Here is a 13,301-nt window from a genome sequence, read left to right as displayed (position 1 = left end):
CGGCCGGCCGATCAGCCGAACAATCGCAAAACCGCTATCAGCCGCCTGACCATCGGCTTGCGGGCCGCACCCGAAAAATAGGTGATCGCGGCGCGTTTGCCAATTTCGCTCATCGTCGGATAGGGCGGCACATAGGCGGCAACATCGCGCAGACGCAGTTTTTTCGACAGGATCAGGGCCCACAGATTGATCATCTCGCCGGCATTGGCGCCGACGATCGTCACGCCGAGCAGCCGGCCGCGCCGGTCCGCCATCAGCTTGATGAAGCCAGTGGTCTGACGCTCGGCCTGCGCGCGGTCGTTCTCGGCATAGGGCCAACGCAGAATGCGTATCCTGCCGCCGCTCTTGATAGCCTCGGCCTCGGTCATGCCGACCTGGGCGAGTTCGGGATCGGTGTAGGTGACCCGCGGCAGGATCGCGCGGTTCTCGCGCGCCGGCAAGCGAAACAGCAGCGCGCGGATCACCAGGCCGGCATGATAGCCGGCAACATGGGTGAATTGCAGCCCGCCTGCGACGTCGCCGATGGCGTAGACGCGCCGGTTGGTGGTGCGCAGTTTCGCGTCGACCTTCACGCCCTTTTTGTCGTGGGCGATGCCGGCCTCGTCGAGGCCGAGCCCGTCGACATTGGCGGCCCGGCCGGTGGCGACCAGCAGATGGCTGCCGTCGATGGGCTCGGCGCCGTCCTGCGTCTCGACAAAGACCCGCACCCCGGTCTTGCCGCGGCGCTCGACCCGCGCGACGGTGGTGTTTTCGCGGATGACGACGCCTTCGCCGCGCAACCGCTCCAGGACCGGCGCGGCCGCCTCGGGATCGTCCTTGCCGAGCGCGGACAACGCCTCGACCACCGTCACCTCCGAGCCCAGCCGGCGATGAGCCTGGGCGAGTTCGATGCCGATCGGCCCGCCACCGATCACGATCAGCCGCGACGGCCGGCGGGTGAGATCGAAAATCGTCTCGTTGGTGAGGAAATCGACGCCGTCGAGCCCGGGAATCGGCGGCACCATCGGCGAGGAGCCGGTGGCGACGACGAAGCGGCGGGCGCGGATTTCGGTGTCGCCGGCAACGACTGTGCGCGGGCCGGTGAAGCGCGCCTGCGCACGGATGACATGAACGCCAAGCGCGGTGAAGCGCTCGACCGAATCGTTCGGCGCGATCGCCGCGATCACGTCCTGGACATGGCGGTTCACCGCCTTGAAATCGACCTTGGGCTCGACATCGGCGATGCCGAAGGCCGAGGCGCCGCGCATCGCGGCGGCCCGCTTGCCGGCCGCGATCATCGCCTTGGAGGGAACGCATCCATAATTGAGGCAATCGCCGCCCATCCTGCCCTTTTCAACGAGCACGACGGATACGCCAAACGCCGCCGCCGCCGCGGCGACCGACAGGCCGCCCGAGCCGGCGCCGATGACGCAAATATCCGGTTTCAGTATCGTATCGGTCATGAAGTCCCTTCGTATGGCCCGCGGGCCCGCCGGCTTTCGCGGCGGTGCGGCGGCACCGCGCCTCAGGCGCGCCGGTCCCTGACCTTCTTTACGATGGTGGGGATCGCGGCAACAAGAGCGAGCGCAACGAAGGCGAGCGTGATTTCGGGAGTAACGAGATCGCGAAGCGAAATGTCGCGGCCGGATTGCCCGGCCGCGACCAGGACGCTGTCGAGCCCCTCGCCGAGCCAGGCATAGGCAATCGTGCCGGGCAGGATACCGATGAAGGTCGCAGCGACATAGGTGCGCAGCCTCACCGCGAAAAATGCCGGCGCGATGTTGATGATCCAGAACGGGAAGATCGGCGCCAGCCTGAGCACGAGCAGATAGCCGAACGCGTCGCGCTCGAAACCGTCGGCCAGACGCGCCACGCGCGCGCCGAGCTTGCGATGCAGCACATCGCCGAACGCGGTGCGCGCGGCCAGGAAGAGAAGGGTCGCGCCGAGCGTCGCGGCGAAGACGACCAGCGCGGCGCCGGCGAGCCAGCCGAACAGAAAGCCGGCAAGGATGGTCAATACCGAGGCCGCCGGGAAGGAAAACGCCACGGCCAGCGTATAGGCGACGAAAAACAGCACGAGCGAGCGGACATGATGCGCCGCGACGAAGGCGGCCAGCGCCTCGCGGCTTTCCGACAGATAGGCGAGCGACAGGAACCTGTGCCAGCCCATCGCGTAGCCGAAACCCAGGCCGGCGACGACGATGGCGATCGGCGCGTAGCGCCACGGTGCCCCGGCGGGGCCGGTCGGCGTCTTGCCGGCGTCGCCGGACATGGTCGTCTCCTCAGACATCGTTGAGTGCCCAGTCATAGACGAATCCACCCAGGGGCGCTGCCTCGATCGCGCTTTTGAGCGGCGGGGTAGCGAACCGGTTCCAATGTTTCTTCAGCCGTCGCCTGCCCCCGAAATCCGAGGCGTACCAGGAATAGAGCTTGGAGGCGGTGATCGCACGGTCGGCGACGCTGACGCCGCGCTCGTGATTGACGTAGGCGGCCGCGTTGCCGGCCATCAGGCGGTCCAGATTGACGCCGGTGAAGGCGCGGGTGGCCAGGTTCGGACAGGAATAGGAGGCGCAGTTGAGAGCGTAGTGGCTCATCGGATCGGCGAAGATCGGCCGCACGATGCGGTGCTCGACATCGTCGAGCGACAGGTCGCGCCCCTCGACGCGGATGAGTTTCTTCGACCAGGGGCCGCGGCCGAACAATCCGCCGCCGCCGAGATTGATCGTCTTGATCGAGCGCACCGGATAGTTGTCGAGCACCACGTCGAGGGTCTTGGCGTTGTAGAGATTGATCCAGTAGGCATGCGCCTCGGCGCGCGCGAAGGTCGACGGACGGGCCTGTTCCAAGAGGTCGAGATAAGACTTCAACGCCGCGCGGCCGGAAGCGGCGAAACCGCGATAGTCGACGCGGTTGTAACCGTTTCCGTCCGGTTTGACATGGGTTTGCAAGAGGCGGTCAAAGGCGGTGTGGTCGACCCCGCCCGTGCCCTGCGGCTGGAACGCGTCGATCGTTGCAGCCAAAGCCGGCGCGCGCGCCACGGTCAGGAGCGCGAACGCGCTGCCGCCGACAAGCAGTTGCCGCCGGGTCGCGCCTGCGGCTCCTCGCAGGTTGGCCGCATCAGGCATGGTGCAGTCCTGTCGCATTGGGCGTCCTTACTGTTCGACCGCCTCGAATTGGCCCAGCCGCGGGCCGGGAACAACCCGTATGCTTGCGATCTCACCGTCTATTGACCGTGCTGCGAAACGGCCTCACCCTTTCGTGAGGCCTTCCCCGGGGGCGATATCCGCGCCAATGCGCCGCACGCCTGCTTTTTATTGACTTCCGGCAGTCAGCTTTCTATAAGCCGCCGCACGTTCGGGTCCGTGGCCCGGCGCCTTTTATGTGCGCCCACGTCAAGATCCGAAAGCTCCTGCTTTGAAGAGATAGTTTCAAGAAGGGCCGCACGCCGCGGTATTAAATAAATGAAACGTACCTATCAGCCGTCCAAGCTCGTGCGCAAACGCCGTCATGGTTTCCGCGCCCGCATGGCGACCAAGGGCGGTCGTCGCGTCATCGCGGCACGCCGCAACCGCGGCCGCAGCCGGCTTTCGGCCTGAACCGGGCCGGCCGGGCATTGACCGGCGACCGGCGCAGTGGGCGCTTGCCCGAGCGGATGCGCAAACGCACCGATTTTCTGGCAGCGCGGCGCGGCGAGAAGCGGCGCGGGCGCCTGTTTTTGCTCGAGGTTTTCGATCGCGGCGACGACGACGCGCCGCGCCTTGGGCTGACGGTCACAAAAAAAACCGGCAACGCCGTTATACGCAACCTTATCCGACGACGCCTCAAGGAAGCCGTGCGAACCCACGCAGCGGATGACATGGCGCGCGGCAAGGACTATGTGATCGTCGGGCGCCGCGAAATCGCGGCGATCCCCTTCGACCAGTTGAAAAGCGAACTCTCCCGACGAATGCGCGGAACCGCTCCTGATGGAAAACAACCGTAATTTCTTCATCACGATCGCGCTGTCGATCCTGATCCTGACGGTGTGGCAGGTCTTCTACGTCAACCCGAAGATCGAGACCCAACGCGAACAGGCCCGCATCGAGACCGAGCAGGCCGAAGCGGATGCCGCCGAAAAAGCCACCGGTGCGAATGACGCCCCGGTGGCGGTGAACCCCGACATCCCGGGCGCCGCGCCTGCCGATGTGCCCGGCGGAGCCAGCGAACAGGCAGGACGCGAGAGCGCGCTTGCCGATGGCGGACGCGTGGTCATCGACACACCCCGCCTCGCGGGCTCGATCAACCTGACGGGCGGGCGCATCGACGACCTTTTGTTGAAAGACTACCGCGTGACGGTGGAAAAGGACTCGCCCAATATCGAGCTTCTCAACCCGTCGGCGGTTCCCAACGCCTATTATGTCGAGGTCGGCTATGTCGGCAGCGAGGCGTCGGGCCAGGTGCCGAGTTACGATACGGTCTGGTCGGTCAACGGCAATTCGAAGCTGACGCCGCAGGACCCGGTCGTGCTCACCTTCACCAACGAGAAGGGCCTGACCTTCAAGCGCACCATCGCGGTCGATGCGGATTATATGTTCACACTGTCCGACACGATCGAAAACGCGTCCGGCAACGCCGTCTCGATCAGCAATTACGGTCGGGTGACCCGTTTCGAGAAGCCGCAGACGACCGGCATCTACGTGCTGCACGAGGGCCTGATCGGCGTCACCGGCGAGGAAGGCCTGCAGGAAATCGACTATTCGGATGTCGAGGAGGACGGCAAGGTCGTACCGTCGAAGTCGAGCGACGGCTGGCTCGGCATGACCGACAAATACTGGGCGGTGGCGATCGTGCCGTCGGGCAAGCAGCCCTTCCAGCCGCGCTTCGTGTATCTCGACGACAAGCGGTCGCGCTATCAGGCCGATTTCCTGTCCGATCCGATGGTGGTCGACGCCGGCGGTTCTGCGACCGTGGAGACGATGGTCTTCGCCGGTGCCAAGGAAGTGTCCAAGGTCGACGCCTATGAGGAAGACCGGCAGATCCGCCAGTTCGATCTGCTGATCGACTGGGGGTGGTTCTACTTCATCACCAAGCCGATGTTCTACCTGATCGACTGGCTCTACAAGCTTCTCGGCAATTTCGGCCTGGCGATCCTGGCCACGACCGTCGTCGTCAAACTGATCTTCTTCCCGCTCGCCAACAAATCCTACAAATCGATGGCGAACATGAAGAAAGTCCAGCCGAAAATGCTGGAGATCCGCGAAAAATACGCGGATGACAAGATGAAGCAGCAACAGGCGATGATGGAGCTCTACAAGACGGAGAAGATCAATCCGCTGGCCGGCTGCTGGCCTGTGCTGATCCAGATCCCGGTCTTCTTCGCGCTCTATAAGGTGCTCTATGTCACCATTGAAATGCGGCAGGCGCCGTTCTTCGGCTGGATCCAGGATCTGGCGGCGCCCGACCCGACCTCGCTGTTCAACCTTTTCGGTCTTCTGCCCTACGACGTGCCGGCCTTCCTGATGATCGGCGTGTGGCCGCTGATCATGGGCATCACCATGTTCCTGCAGATGCGCATGAACCCGACGCCCCCCGACCCGACCCAGGCGATGATCTTCAACTGGATGCCGGTGGTGTTCACCTTCATGCTGGCGACGTTTCCGGCCGGCCTCGTCATCTACTGGGCCTGGAACAATTTTCTGTCGATCCTCCAGCAGGGCGTGATCATGAAACGCCAGGGCGCCAAGATCGAGTTGTGGGACAATCTGGTGGGGCTGCTCAAGAAAAAGCCGAAACAGCCGGCGGAATAGTCGCCCGACTGCACGGCAATCAAGGAAGCCCGCCGCGCGCGGGCTTTTTTCGTTCCGAGAAAGGCTTGGCGGCGGATCAATCCGGCGAAGGATCGGCGAGCAACTCGCGGGCGGCCATGCGCTTGTAAGCCTCCACGAGCCGATCTCCCTGCACGCGCGGCACCGAGACCGCCAGCCGCATCGCCTCCTCGCCGAGATGCATGACGAGCAGCGCCCGGGTCGCTAAGACCTCCCGATCGGCATGCGGAAACAGGCGTTTCAGCACCTCGGTCAGGGTCGCCGCGTTCGCCCGGCTTTCCTCCAGCTGCAGCGCGCTCAGCGCCTTGTCTGCCTGCGCTCCGGCCCAGATGTCGCGCAGCGCCGGCTCGGCCAGGAACATCGCATAATAGATGTCGAAGAGCGCGGCGAAGGCCGGTCCGAGTTCGGCCGGCTTGCCGATCCCGGCCAGCCCCTGTTCGATACAGTGGCGGCTTTGCGCGTTGCAGCGTTCCACCAGCGTGGCCAGGATGGCGCTTTTGTCGGGGAAGAACTGGTAGAGCGAACCGATCGACACGCCGGCGCGGGAGGCCACGTCGCTCATCTTCAAGGCGTCGCTGCCGGCTTCGGCGATCAGTTCGGTCGCCGCGCCGAGCATACGTTCGAACCGCTCGCGACTGCGTTTCTGGACCGGTGTCTTACGCGGCGCCGGCGCGTCGTGCGTCATCTATGTGTCCCGCATCTGTGTGTCTCGCATCACTGTCGAACGCCTTTCACGAAAACTCGGTCCGGTCGCTTGACAATAATAATATGAGGATTTATCACATTTGCAAACGTGAGGATTACTCGTATTTACGAGGAGGGCAATATGTCCCAGACCATCAAACCGCAGAAACCCATTCTCGTGGCCGGCGGCACCGGCAAGACCGGCCGGCGCTTGGCCCAAGGCCTGACGGCGTGCGGCCGCGACGTGCGCATTGGCTCGCGCTCGGCGGCGATACCGTTCGACTGGGCCGATCGTTCGACCTGGGGCGCGGCGCTGGACGGGGCTTCGGCGGCCTATATCAGCTATTATCCGGACCTCGCCGCCCCGGGCGCGCCGGAGGAGATCGCCGTCTTCATCGACATGGCGCTGGCGCGGGGCGTGAGGCGCATCGCGCTGCTCTCGGGACGCGGCGAAGCCGAAGCACAGCGCAGCGAAGACATCCTCAAGGCCTCCGGCGCCGACTGGACGATCCTGCGCTGCGGCTGGTTCAACCAGAATTTTTCGGAAAGCTTCCTGCTCGATGCCGTCAAGGCCGGGGTGGTGGCGTTGCCGGTCGGCGACGTGCGGGAGCCTTTCGTCGACGCCGACGACATTGCCGAGGTGGCGGTCGCGGCCCTGACCCAGGACGGACATGTCGGCCAGCTCTACGAGTTGACCGGGCCGCGCCTGCTGACTTTCGCCGAGGCCGTCGCCGAGATCACCGCGGCGAGCGGGCATAACGTCCGCTTCGAACCGATCTCGCCGGCCGCATTTTCCGCCAGGCTCACCTCGGAGGGTCTGCCTGACGAGATGATCGCGCTGTTGATGATGCTGTTCACCGAAGTGCTCGACGGCCGCAACGCCTATCCGTGCGACGGCGTACAGCGCGCCCTCGGCCGCGCGCCGAAAGATTTTCGCGACTATGCGCGCGCGGCCGCACGGTCGGGCGCGTGGTCCACGGTCGCCGAACCGGTGCTTGTCGCCGCCGACCGATGAGGAAAGACCGATGACCCTCGTCGTTCTCACGGCCGCCTTCGGCTCCGCTCTGATGGCCGGGCTGTTCTTCGCCTTTTCGACCGCCGTGATGACCGCGCTCGGCCGGATCGAGCCGGCCGCCGGCATCGCCGCCATGCAGCGGATCAACGAGGTGATCCAGAACCCGGTCTTCTTCCTCGCCTTCTTCGGCACCGCGCTGGCGAGCTTCGCCGTGATCGCCGCCGCGGTCCTTGGCTGGAACGACGGCCCCGCCCTGACGTCGGCGGCCGGCGCGCTCGCCTATCTGGTCGGCATCGTCGGCGTGACCATTTTGTTCAACGTACCGATGAACGGCCAGCTCGCCGTCGTCGATCCGGCGAGCGTGGAAGGCGCGCGGGTATGGGCCGATTACCTCGCCCGCTGGACGGCGTGGAACCATCTGCGCACGGTTTCGGGCATGGTCGCCGCCGGCTTGTTCGCACTCGGCCTGCTCTGAGCCGGTCCGCACCGCGACGAAGCCTCATTGCAAATGTGTCGCGGCGCGCTAGGTTGAGCCCGCATGACGCCGCACGACATCACAAAACTGATCGTCCGTACCTCGATGAAGGATCGCGGGGCGTTCGATTTGCTTTACCGGCAAACCAGCGCGAAACTCTTCGGCGTGTGCCTGCGTGTCTTGAAGGACCGGGCGGAGGCCGAGGAAGCGTTGCAGGAAGTCTATGTCAAGATATGGACCAAGGCCGACCGCTTCGCCGTTTCGGATCTGAGTCCGATCTCGTGGCTGGTGGCGGTGGCGCGCAACCATGCGATCGACAGGCTGCGCGCGCGCAAGACCGCCGGCGCTTCGATCGATCAGGCCGTGGAGATCGCGGACCCGAAGCCGGGACCGGAATCCATCGCCGTGATCGCAAGCGAGCGACGGCGTATCGACGACTGCATGGACGAACTCGACGGTGAGCGGGCGGCGGCGGTGCGCGGCGCCTATCTGAGCGGCGACAGCTATGCCGAACTTGCGACGCGTCACGGCGTACCACTGAACACGATGCGGACATGGCTGCGTCGCAGCCTGTTGAAACTCAGGGATTGTCTGGAGCGATGAGCGCTGCCGACGACAATGGACGCGAATTGACCGGCGACGACGCGCTGGCGGCCGACTATGTGCTCGGCGCGCTCGACGGCGACCATCGGCGCACGGCTGCGCGCCGCATCGAGACCGATCCCGGCTTCGCCCGCCTGGTCGAGCGCTGGGAAGAGCACTTGGCGCCGCTGGCGGCCGGCTACGAACCGGTCGAGCCGCCAGCCGTGATCAAAACCGGGCTCGACGCGCGGCTGTTTGCCGCCGGCAACGGCACGCCGATGCCACGCGAGGTCGCGGCTCCCGCCGGCGGCTTCTGGCAGAGCCTTGCGGTGTGGCGCGGGATCGCGGTCGCGGCGATCGCGGCTTTGATTCTCGCCCTGATCGTGCCGCTGCTCGCTCCGCCACCGGCCGACGAACCGACCGGGCGCCTGGTGGCTTCGCTGGCGCCGCAGCAAAGCAATGTCCACTATTTCGTCGTCTACGACGCCAGCACCCGCGATATCGGGCTGTCGCACGTCACCGGCGAACGCGACGCCGGCCGCGATTTCGAGTTGTGGGTGATCGAGGGCGACACCGCGCCCGCCTCGCTCGGCGTGATTCCCGCCGGCTCCACCGTCCATCTCGCCGTCGGCGCGGAGTTGCGCCGCAAGATCGAAGCCGGCGCGGTGTTCGCGATCAGCCTGGAACCCGCCGGCGGCTCGCCCACCGGCCAGCCGACCGGCCCGGTCGTGGCGGCCGGCGATCTGCGCGAGATCTGAGGTTCTCGCCTTCGATGTCGGAAAAGGGCGCGTGTACCGGCGCGACGTGTTTGGGCCGCGTCACGAAAGCCGGGCTGGACCAAACTCCGATATCCCCTCCTTCGGAATAAATCGGCTCTCATCTTCAACCGCGCTTTACTGAAACTCCTGGCCGAACCATCTCGTGTCTTCGCCTGCCCACACGCTGGGACAAACCAACAGGGAGTTTCGACACGATGAAAAATTCCAAGCTTTTCGCACTCGCCGGCGCCTTCGCCGTCTCCAGCCTTGCCGGTCTCGCCCATGCCGACAATCCGATGGTCGGCGGGGCGGCGATGTATGCCGACAAAAACATCGTCGAAAACGCCGTCAACTCGAAGGACCACACCACGCTGGTGGCGGCCGTCAAGGCGGCCGGCCTGGTCGAGACGCTGCAGGGCGAAGGTCCGTTCACGGTGTTCGCGCCGGTCAACGCCGCCTTCGAGAAGCTGCCCGACGGCACGGTCGACACGCTGCTGAAGCCGGAGAACAAGGACACGCTGACCAAGGTTCTGACCTGCCATGTCGTGGCGGCCGACGCGATGTCGGACGCGATCGGCAAGATGATCAAGGACGACGGCGGCAACCATCCGGTCAAGACCGTCGGCGGCTGCATGCTGCAGGCCAAGATGGACGGCGACAACATCACCCTGACCGACGAGAACGGTAATGTCGCCACCGTGACGATCGCCGATGTCGATCAGTCGAACGGCGTCATCCACGTCATCGACACGGTGCTGTTGCCGAAAGCCTGACACGCGGCGCCGACCAGCAGCGTGGCGTCCCCGCGGACGCTCAAACACCTTCCACGGCGGAGGGCACGCTCCGCGTCACGGCACGGCCGTGGCGCGGAGCGATCACAACGGCGACCCGTTTCGTCAAGGCGAGTTGATTTCCCCGTGACCGCGCGAACCCGATACGCTACCGACAAAGGAGACCGCCATGAACCGAAGATATTTTCTCTACGGCTCGACCGGCGCGGCCATCGTGGCCGGACTGCCGCTGCTGGCGCGTCAGCACATAGCGAGCCCGGCAATGGCCAAGGACAAAGAACAATTCGAAGTCGCAAAGACGGAGGCCGAGTGGCGGGAAATCCTGACGCCCGAGCGCTACAAGGTGCTGCGCGAGGAGGCGACCGAACGCGCCTTCACCAGTCCGCTCAACGGTGAAAAGCGTGCCGGCACGTTCCACTGCGCGGGCTGCGATCTGCCGCTTTATTCATCACAGACCAAGTTCGAGTCCGGCACCGGCTGGCCGAGTTTCTGGGAGGCGCTGCCCGACGCGGTCGGCACGCGGAAGGACCGGTCGCTTTTCATGGTGCGCACGGAATGCCATTGCCGCCGCTGCGGCGGCCACCTCGGCCACATCTTCGACGACGGCCCGCCGCCGACCGGCAAACGCCACTGCATCAACGGGCTGGCGCTCACCTTCAAACCGTCCGGCGCGGCGTAGCCGGCGCAGAAGGGGCGATCGGGCCGGCGCTTCGGTGAAACGCCGGCCCGATATCTATAAAATGATCGCCGTCATGATCGCGGCACGCAGGCCGTCAATGCCGGCGCCCTTTTCCGACGAGGTGGCCAGCACCTCGGGATAGGCCGCCGGCCGTTTTTTGACCGTTGCCAAAGTCTGCGCGAGCAGGGTTTCAACCGCCGGCGGCTTGATCTTGTCGGCCTTGGTCAGGACGATCTGGTAGGAGACGGCGGCGCGGTCGAGCAGGTCCATCACCTCGCCGTCGATCGCCTTGACGCCGTGGCGGGCATCGATCAGCACGTAGACGCGCTTCAGCGTGACGCGGCCGCGCAGATAGTCGAAGACCAGCCTGGTCCAGTTCTCCACCACCGCCTTGGGCGCCTTGGCAAAGCCGTAACCCGGCATGTCGACCAAAGCGAGCGGCGGCAGGTCGTCGGCCGTACCGGCGTGGCCGTCGGGCACGAAATAATTCAGCTCCTGGGTGCGGCCCGGCGTGTTGGAGGTGCGCGCCAGCGCCTTCTGGCCGACCAGTGCGTTGATCAGCGACGACTTGCCGACATTCGACCGCCCGGCGAAGGCGATCTCGGGCGGGCCTTCCGGCGGCAGGAATTTCATCGCCGGCACGCCGCGAATGAAGATCCACGACCGGGGAAAGTCCCGCCCGGTGTCGTTGTCGGTTTTCGTCTCGCTCACGTCGCTGATTCCAACCGTTCCAGATCGCTGCCGCCGATGGCATCGATGTTGCGCGTCACCTTGTCAACAGGCCAGTTCCACCAGGCGATCGCAAGCAGGCGCTCGACGGTCGCGGCGTCGAAGCGCATGCGCACGATGCGGGCCGGATTGCCGGCGACCACCGCATAGGGCGGCACGTCGGCCGGCACCATGGCGCCGGCCGCCACGATCGCGCCGTCGCCGATCGTCACGCCGGGCATGATGGTGGCGTCCATGCCGAACCAAACGTCATTGCCCACGACCGTGTCGCCGCGAAAGCCGACAGCCAGCGACTGCGGATCGAAACTGTCGCGCCAGGCACCGCCGAAAATAGCGAACGGAAAGGTGGAAAAGCCGCGCAGATCGTGGTTGGCGCCGTTCATGATGAAACGGGTATTGGCGGCGATCGCACAATAGCGGCCGATGACCAGCCGGTCGCCGACGAAATCGAAATGATAGAGCACGTTGTGCTCCTCGAAACGCTCGGGGCCGAGCGGGTCATCGTAATAGGTGTAGTCGCCGACCTCTATGGTCGGGCGCGTTATCAACGGTTTCAGGAATGCGGTGCGTGGGTGGAAGGGCAGCGGGTGCGTGTCGTGCGGATCGGGCGCGTGCATGGGCGTCTCCATCGATCGGTATGGTGAACAGGGGTGCGGGACAAACGATCCGGCCCGGCGCGACGACGCCGTTTCGCGCGGATCAGGCAACCTTGTTCATCGAACCCATACTCCTCGAAAGAGGCCGCGCTTATACCGCTCCAACCGGCACGCGTCCACGAAAAACCGACACCCCGGCGAAGCCAGACCGGTGCGCGACCGGGCAGCGATTGCCCGATCCCCGCTTTCCCGCTATGACCCGCCGGATAATTTTCAACCGCCGCAACAGGAAACCGATGACGAGCGACATCGCCGCCACAGCCCGGGAACAAGCGCGCCTGCTCTCGGCGGCGCTGCCTTATATGCAGCGTTACGAGAACAAGACCGTGGTGGTCAAATATGGTGGCCACGCGATGGGCGACACCGAGCTCGGCCGGGCGTTCGCCCGCGACATCGCGCTGTTGAAGCAGTCCGGCGTCAACCCGATCGTGGTGCATGGCGGCGGGCCGCAGATCGCGGCGATGTTGGCCAAGATGGGCATCGAATCGAAATTCGAGGGCGGCCTGCGCGTCACCGACGCCAAAACGGTCGAGATCGTCGAGATGGTGCTGGCGGGCTCGATCAACAAGGAGATCGTGGCGCTGATCAATGCCGAGGGCGAATGGGCGATCGGCCTGTGCGGCAAGGACGGCAACATGGTGTTCGCCGAAAAGGCGCATAAGACCGCGCTCGATCCCGATTCCAACATCGAGCGCGTGCTCGATCTCGGCTTCGTCGGCGAACCGGTCGAGGTCGACCGCACATTGCTCGACCTTCTGGCCCGTTCGGAAATGATCCCCGTCATCGCCCCCGTGGCACCGGGCCGCGACGGCCACACCTACAACATCAACGCCGATATTTTCGCCGGGGCGATCGCCGGGGCCGTCAAGGCCACGCGCCTGCTGTTTCTGACCGACGTGCCGGGTGTGCTCGACCGCGACAAGACGCTGATCGACGAGCTGACGGTGGCCGAAGCCAGGTCGCTGATCGCCGAGGGCACCATATCGGGCGGCATGATCCCGAAGGTGGAGACCTGCATCGAGGCGATCGAACGCGGCGTTGAAGGCGTGGTCATCCTCAACGGCAAGACGCCACATGCCGTGCTTCTGGAGCTTTTCACCGAACACGGCGCCGGCACGCTGATCGTGCCTTAGCGGCTTTCGGGCACCG

16 protein-coding genes are annotated in these 13,301 nt (G+C 65.2%); 10 read left to right on the top strand and 6 right to left on the bottom strand.

From position 1 onward, the window contains the following. Positions 1-11: 11 nt before the first annotated feature. From GN330_RS13795 to GN330_RS13785, 3 genes are all read right to left on the bottom strand, one after another. Positions 12-1,442 (bottom strand): dihydrolipoyl dehydrogenase family protein, encoded by a 1,431-nt coding sequence (locus GN330_RS13795; protein WP_156713270.1) that lies wholly within the window; start codon positions 1,440-1,442, stop codon positions 12-14. Between the two features lie 62 nt (positions 1,443-1,504). Then, positions 1,505-2,251: a TVP38/TMEM64 family protein gene (locus tag GN330_RS13790; RefSeq protein ID WP_156713269.1), complete on the bottom strand. Its 747-nt coding sequence runs from the start codon at positions 2,249-2,251 to the stop codon at positions 1,505-1,507. Positions 2,252-2,261: 10 nt separating this feature from the next. Further along, positions 2,262-3,104 carry a DUF547 domain-containing protein gene (locus GN330_RS13785; protein ID WP_197435160.1) on the bottom strand — a complete coding sequence of 281 codons (843 nt, stop codon included), beginning with the start codon at positions 3,102-3,104 and terminating at the stop codon, positions 2,262-2,264. Between the two features lie 336 nt (positions 3,105-3,440). Between GN330_RS13785 and rpmH the strand changes: the two genes are divergently transcribed. The 3 genes from rpmH to yidC are packed head-to-tail and all read left to right on the top strand — an operon-like array spanning position 3,441 to position 5,765. Then, positions 3,441-3,575: a 50S ribosomal protein L34 gene (gene rpmH, locus GN330_RS13780; RefSeq protein WP_106572747.1), complete on the top strand. Its 135-nt coding sequence runs from the start codon at positions 3,441-3,443 to the stop codon at positions 3,573-3,575. A gap of 56 nt (positions 3,576-3,631) precedes the next feature. Beyond that, a complete protein-coding gene (gene rnpA, locus GN330_RS13775) occupies positions 3,632-3,961 on the top strand; it encodes a ribonuclease P protein component (protein WP_156713267.1) in 330 nt (109 codons plus the stop codon). Then, entirely contained in the window at positions 3,945-5,765 is a 1,821-nt protein-coding gene (gene yidC, locus GN330_RS13770; RefSeq protein WP_156713266.1) for a membrane protein insertase YidC, read from the top strand. Before rnpA ends, yidC begins: the two co-directional genes overlap by 17 nt. A gap of 76 nt (positions 5,766-5,841) precedes the next feature. Here yidC and GN330_RS13765 read toward each other — a convergent pair whose 3' ends face one another. After that, positions 5,842-6,468, bottom strand: coding sequence for a TetR/AcrR family transcriptional regulator (locus GN330_RS13765; protein WP_156713265.1), 627 nt, complete (start codon positions 6,466-6,468; stop codon positions 5,842-5,844). Between the two features lie 141 nt (positions 6,469-6,609). Here GN330_RS13765 and GN330_RS13760 point away from each other — a divergent pair, with 141 nt between their 5' ends. From GN330_RS13760 to msrB, 6 genes are all read left to right on the top strand, one after another. After that, positions 6,610-7,482: an NAD(P)H-binding protein gene (locus GN330_RS13760; RefSeq protein WP_156713264.1), complete on the top strand. Its 873-nt coding sequence runs from the start codon at positions 6,610-6,612 to the stop codon at positions 7,480-7,482. A gap of 10 nt (positions 7,483-7,492) precedes the next feature. Next, the gene (locus GN330_RS13755; RefSeq protein WP_156713263.1) at positions 7,493-7,957 is read left to right on the top strand and encodes an anthrone oxygenase family protein; all 465 of its coding nucleotides are present in this window, start codon (positions 7,493-7,495) and stop codon (positions 7,955-7,957) included. A 63-nt stretch (positions 7,958-8,020) separates the two neighbouring features. After that, positions 8,021-8,560 (top strand): sigma-70 family RNA polymerase sigma factor, encoded by a 540-nt coding sequence (locus tag GN330_RS13750; protein ID WP_156713262.1) that lies wholly within the window; start codon positions 8,021-8,023, stop codon positions 8,558-8,560. Further along, on the top strand, positions 8,557-9,297 hold the full coding sequence (locus GN330_RS13745) for an anti-sigma factor (RefSeq protein WP_156713261.1): 741 nt from the start codon (positions 8,557-8,559) through the stop codon (positions 9,295-9,297). The genes GN330_RS13750 and GN330_RS13745 overlap by 4 nt, the downstream gene beginning before the upstream one ends. Before the next feature lie 215 nt (positions 9,298-9,512). After that, the gene (locus GN330_RS13740) at positions 9,513-10,070 is read left to right on the top strand and encodes a fasciclin domain-containing protein (RefSeq protein WP_156713260.1); all 558 of its coding nucleotides are present in this window, start codon (positions 9,513-9,515) and stop codon (positions 10,068-10,070) included. Between the two features lie 187 nt (positions 10,071-10,257). Further along, on the top strand, positions 10,258-10,767 hold the full coding sequence (gene msrB / locus GN330_RS13735; protein ID WP_156713259.1) for a peptide-methionine (R)-S-oxide reductase MsrB: 510 nt from the start codon (positions 10,258-10,260) through the stop codon (positions 10,765-10,767). 54 nt (positions 10,768-10,821) lie between these two features. Here msrB and yihA read toward each other — a convergent pair whose 3' ends face one another. Next, on the bottom strand, positions 10,822-11,478 hold the full coding sequence (gene yihA, locus GN330_RS13730) for a ribosome biogenesis GTP-binding protein YihA/YsxC (RefSeq protein WP_343040666.1): 657 nt from the start codon (positions 11,476-11,478) through the stop codon (positions 10,822-10,824). Then, positions 11,475-12,125, bottom strand: a complete 651-nt coding sequence (locus GN330_RS13725) for a CatB-related O-acetyltransferase (protein ID WP_156713258.1) — start codon at positions 12,123-12,125, stop codon at positions 11,475-11,477. The genes yihA and GN330_RS13725 overlap by 4 nt, the downstream gene beginning before the upstream one ends. 263 nt (positions 12,126-12,388) lie before the next feature. Between GN330_RS13725 and argB the strand changes: the two genes are divergently transcribed. Beyond that, positions 12,389-13,285 (top strand): acetylglutamate kinase, encoded by an 897-nt coding sequence (argB, locus tag GN330_RS13720; protein WP_156713257.1) that lies wholly within the window; start codon positions 12,389-12,391, stop codon positions 13,283-13,285. Positions 13,286-13,301: the final 16 nt, after the last annotated feature.

The sequence above is a fragment of the Nitratireductor arenosus genome (assembly GCF_009742725.1).
GTDB classification, from domain to species: domain Bacteria; phylum Pseudomonadota; class Alphaproteobacteria; order Rhizobiales; family Rhizobiaceae; genus Mangrovimarina; species Mangrovimarina arenosa.
The sequence above is the reverse complement of the archived record's forward strand: the minus strand, read 5'-3'. Positions and strand labels throughout refer to the sequence as shown.

Coding starts and splice junctions, on each gene's coding strand:
- GN330_RS13790 (WP_156713269.1), bottom strand. CDS start 2,251: ATGTCCGGCGACGCCGGCAAGACGCCGACCGGCCCCGCCGGGGCACCG.
- GN330_RS13725 (WP_156713258.1), bottom strand. CDS start 12,125: ATGGAGACGCCCATGCACGCGCCCGATCCGCACGACACGCACCCGCTG.
- msrB (WP_156713259.1), top strand. CDS start 10,258: ATGAACCGAAGATATTTTCTCTACGGCTCGACCGGCGCGGCCATCGTG.
- GN330_RS13750 (WP_156713262.1), top strand. CDS start 8,021: ATGACGCCGCACGACATCACAAAACTGATCGTCCGTACCTCGATGAAG.
- GN330_RS13755 (WP_156713263.1), top strand. CDS start 7,493: ATGACCCTCGTCGTTCTCACGGCCGCCTTCGGCTCCGCTCTGATGGCC.
- yidC (WP_156713266.1), top strand. CDS start 3,945: ATGGAAAACAACCGTAATTTCTTCATCACGATCGCGCTGTCGATCCTG.
- GN330_RS13745 (WP_156713261.1), top strand. CDS start 8,557: ATGAGCGCTGCCGACGACAATGGACGCGAATTGACCGGCGACGACGCG.
- GN330_RS13760 (WP_156713264.1), top strand. CDS start 6,610: ATGTCCCAGACCATCAAACCGCAGAAACCCATTCTCGTGGCCGGCGGC.
- GN330_RS13765 (WP_156713265.1), bottom strand. CDS start 6,468: ATGACGCACGACGCGCCGGCGCCGCGTAAGACACCGGTCCAGAAACGC.
- GN330_RS13795 (WP_156713270.1), bottom strand. CDS start 1,442: ATGACCGATACGATACTGAAACCGGATATTTGCGTCATCGGCGCCGGC.
- rnpA (WP_156713267.1), top strand. CDS start 3,632: ATGCGCAAACGCACCGATTTTCTGGCAGCGCGGCGCGGCGAGAAGCGG.
- argB (WP_156713257.1), top strand. CDS start 12,389: ATGACGAGCGACATCGCCGCCACAGCCCGGGAACAAGCGCGCCTGCTC.
- GN330_RS13740 (WP_156713260.1), top strand. CDS start 9,513: ATGAAAAATTCCAAGCTTTTCGCACTCGCCGGCGCCTTCGCCGTCTCC.
- rpmH (WP_106572747.1), top strand. CDS start 3,441: ATGAAACGTACCTATCAGCCGTCCAAGCTCGTGCGCAAACGCCGTCAT.
- GN330_RS13785 (WP_197435160.1), bottom strand. CDS start 3,104: ATGCCTGATGCGGCCAACCTGCGAGGAGCCGCAGGCGCGACCCGGCGG.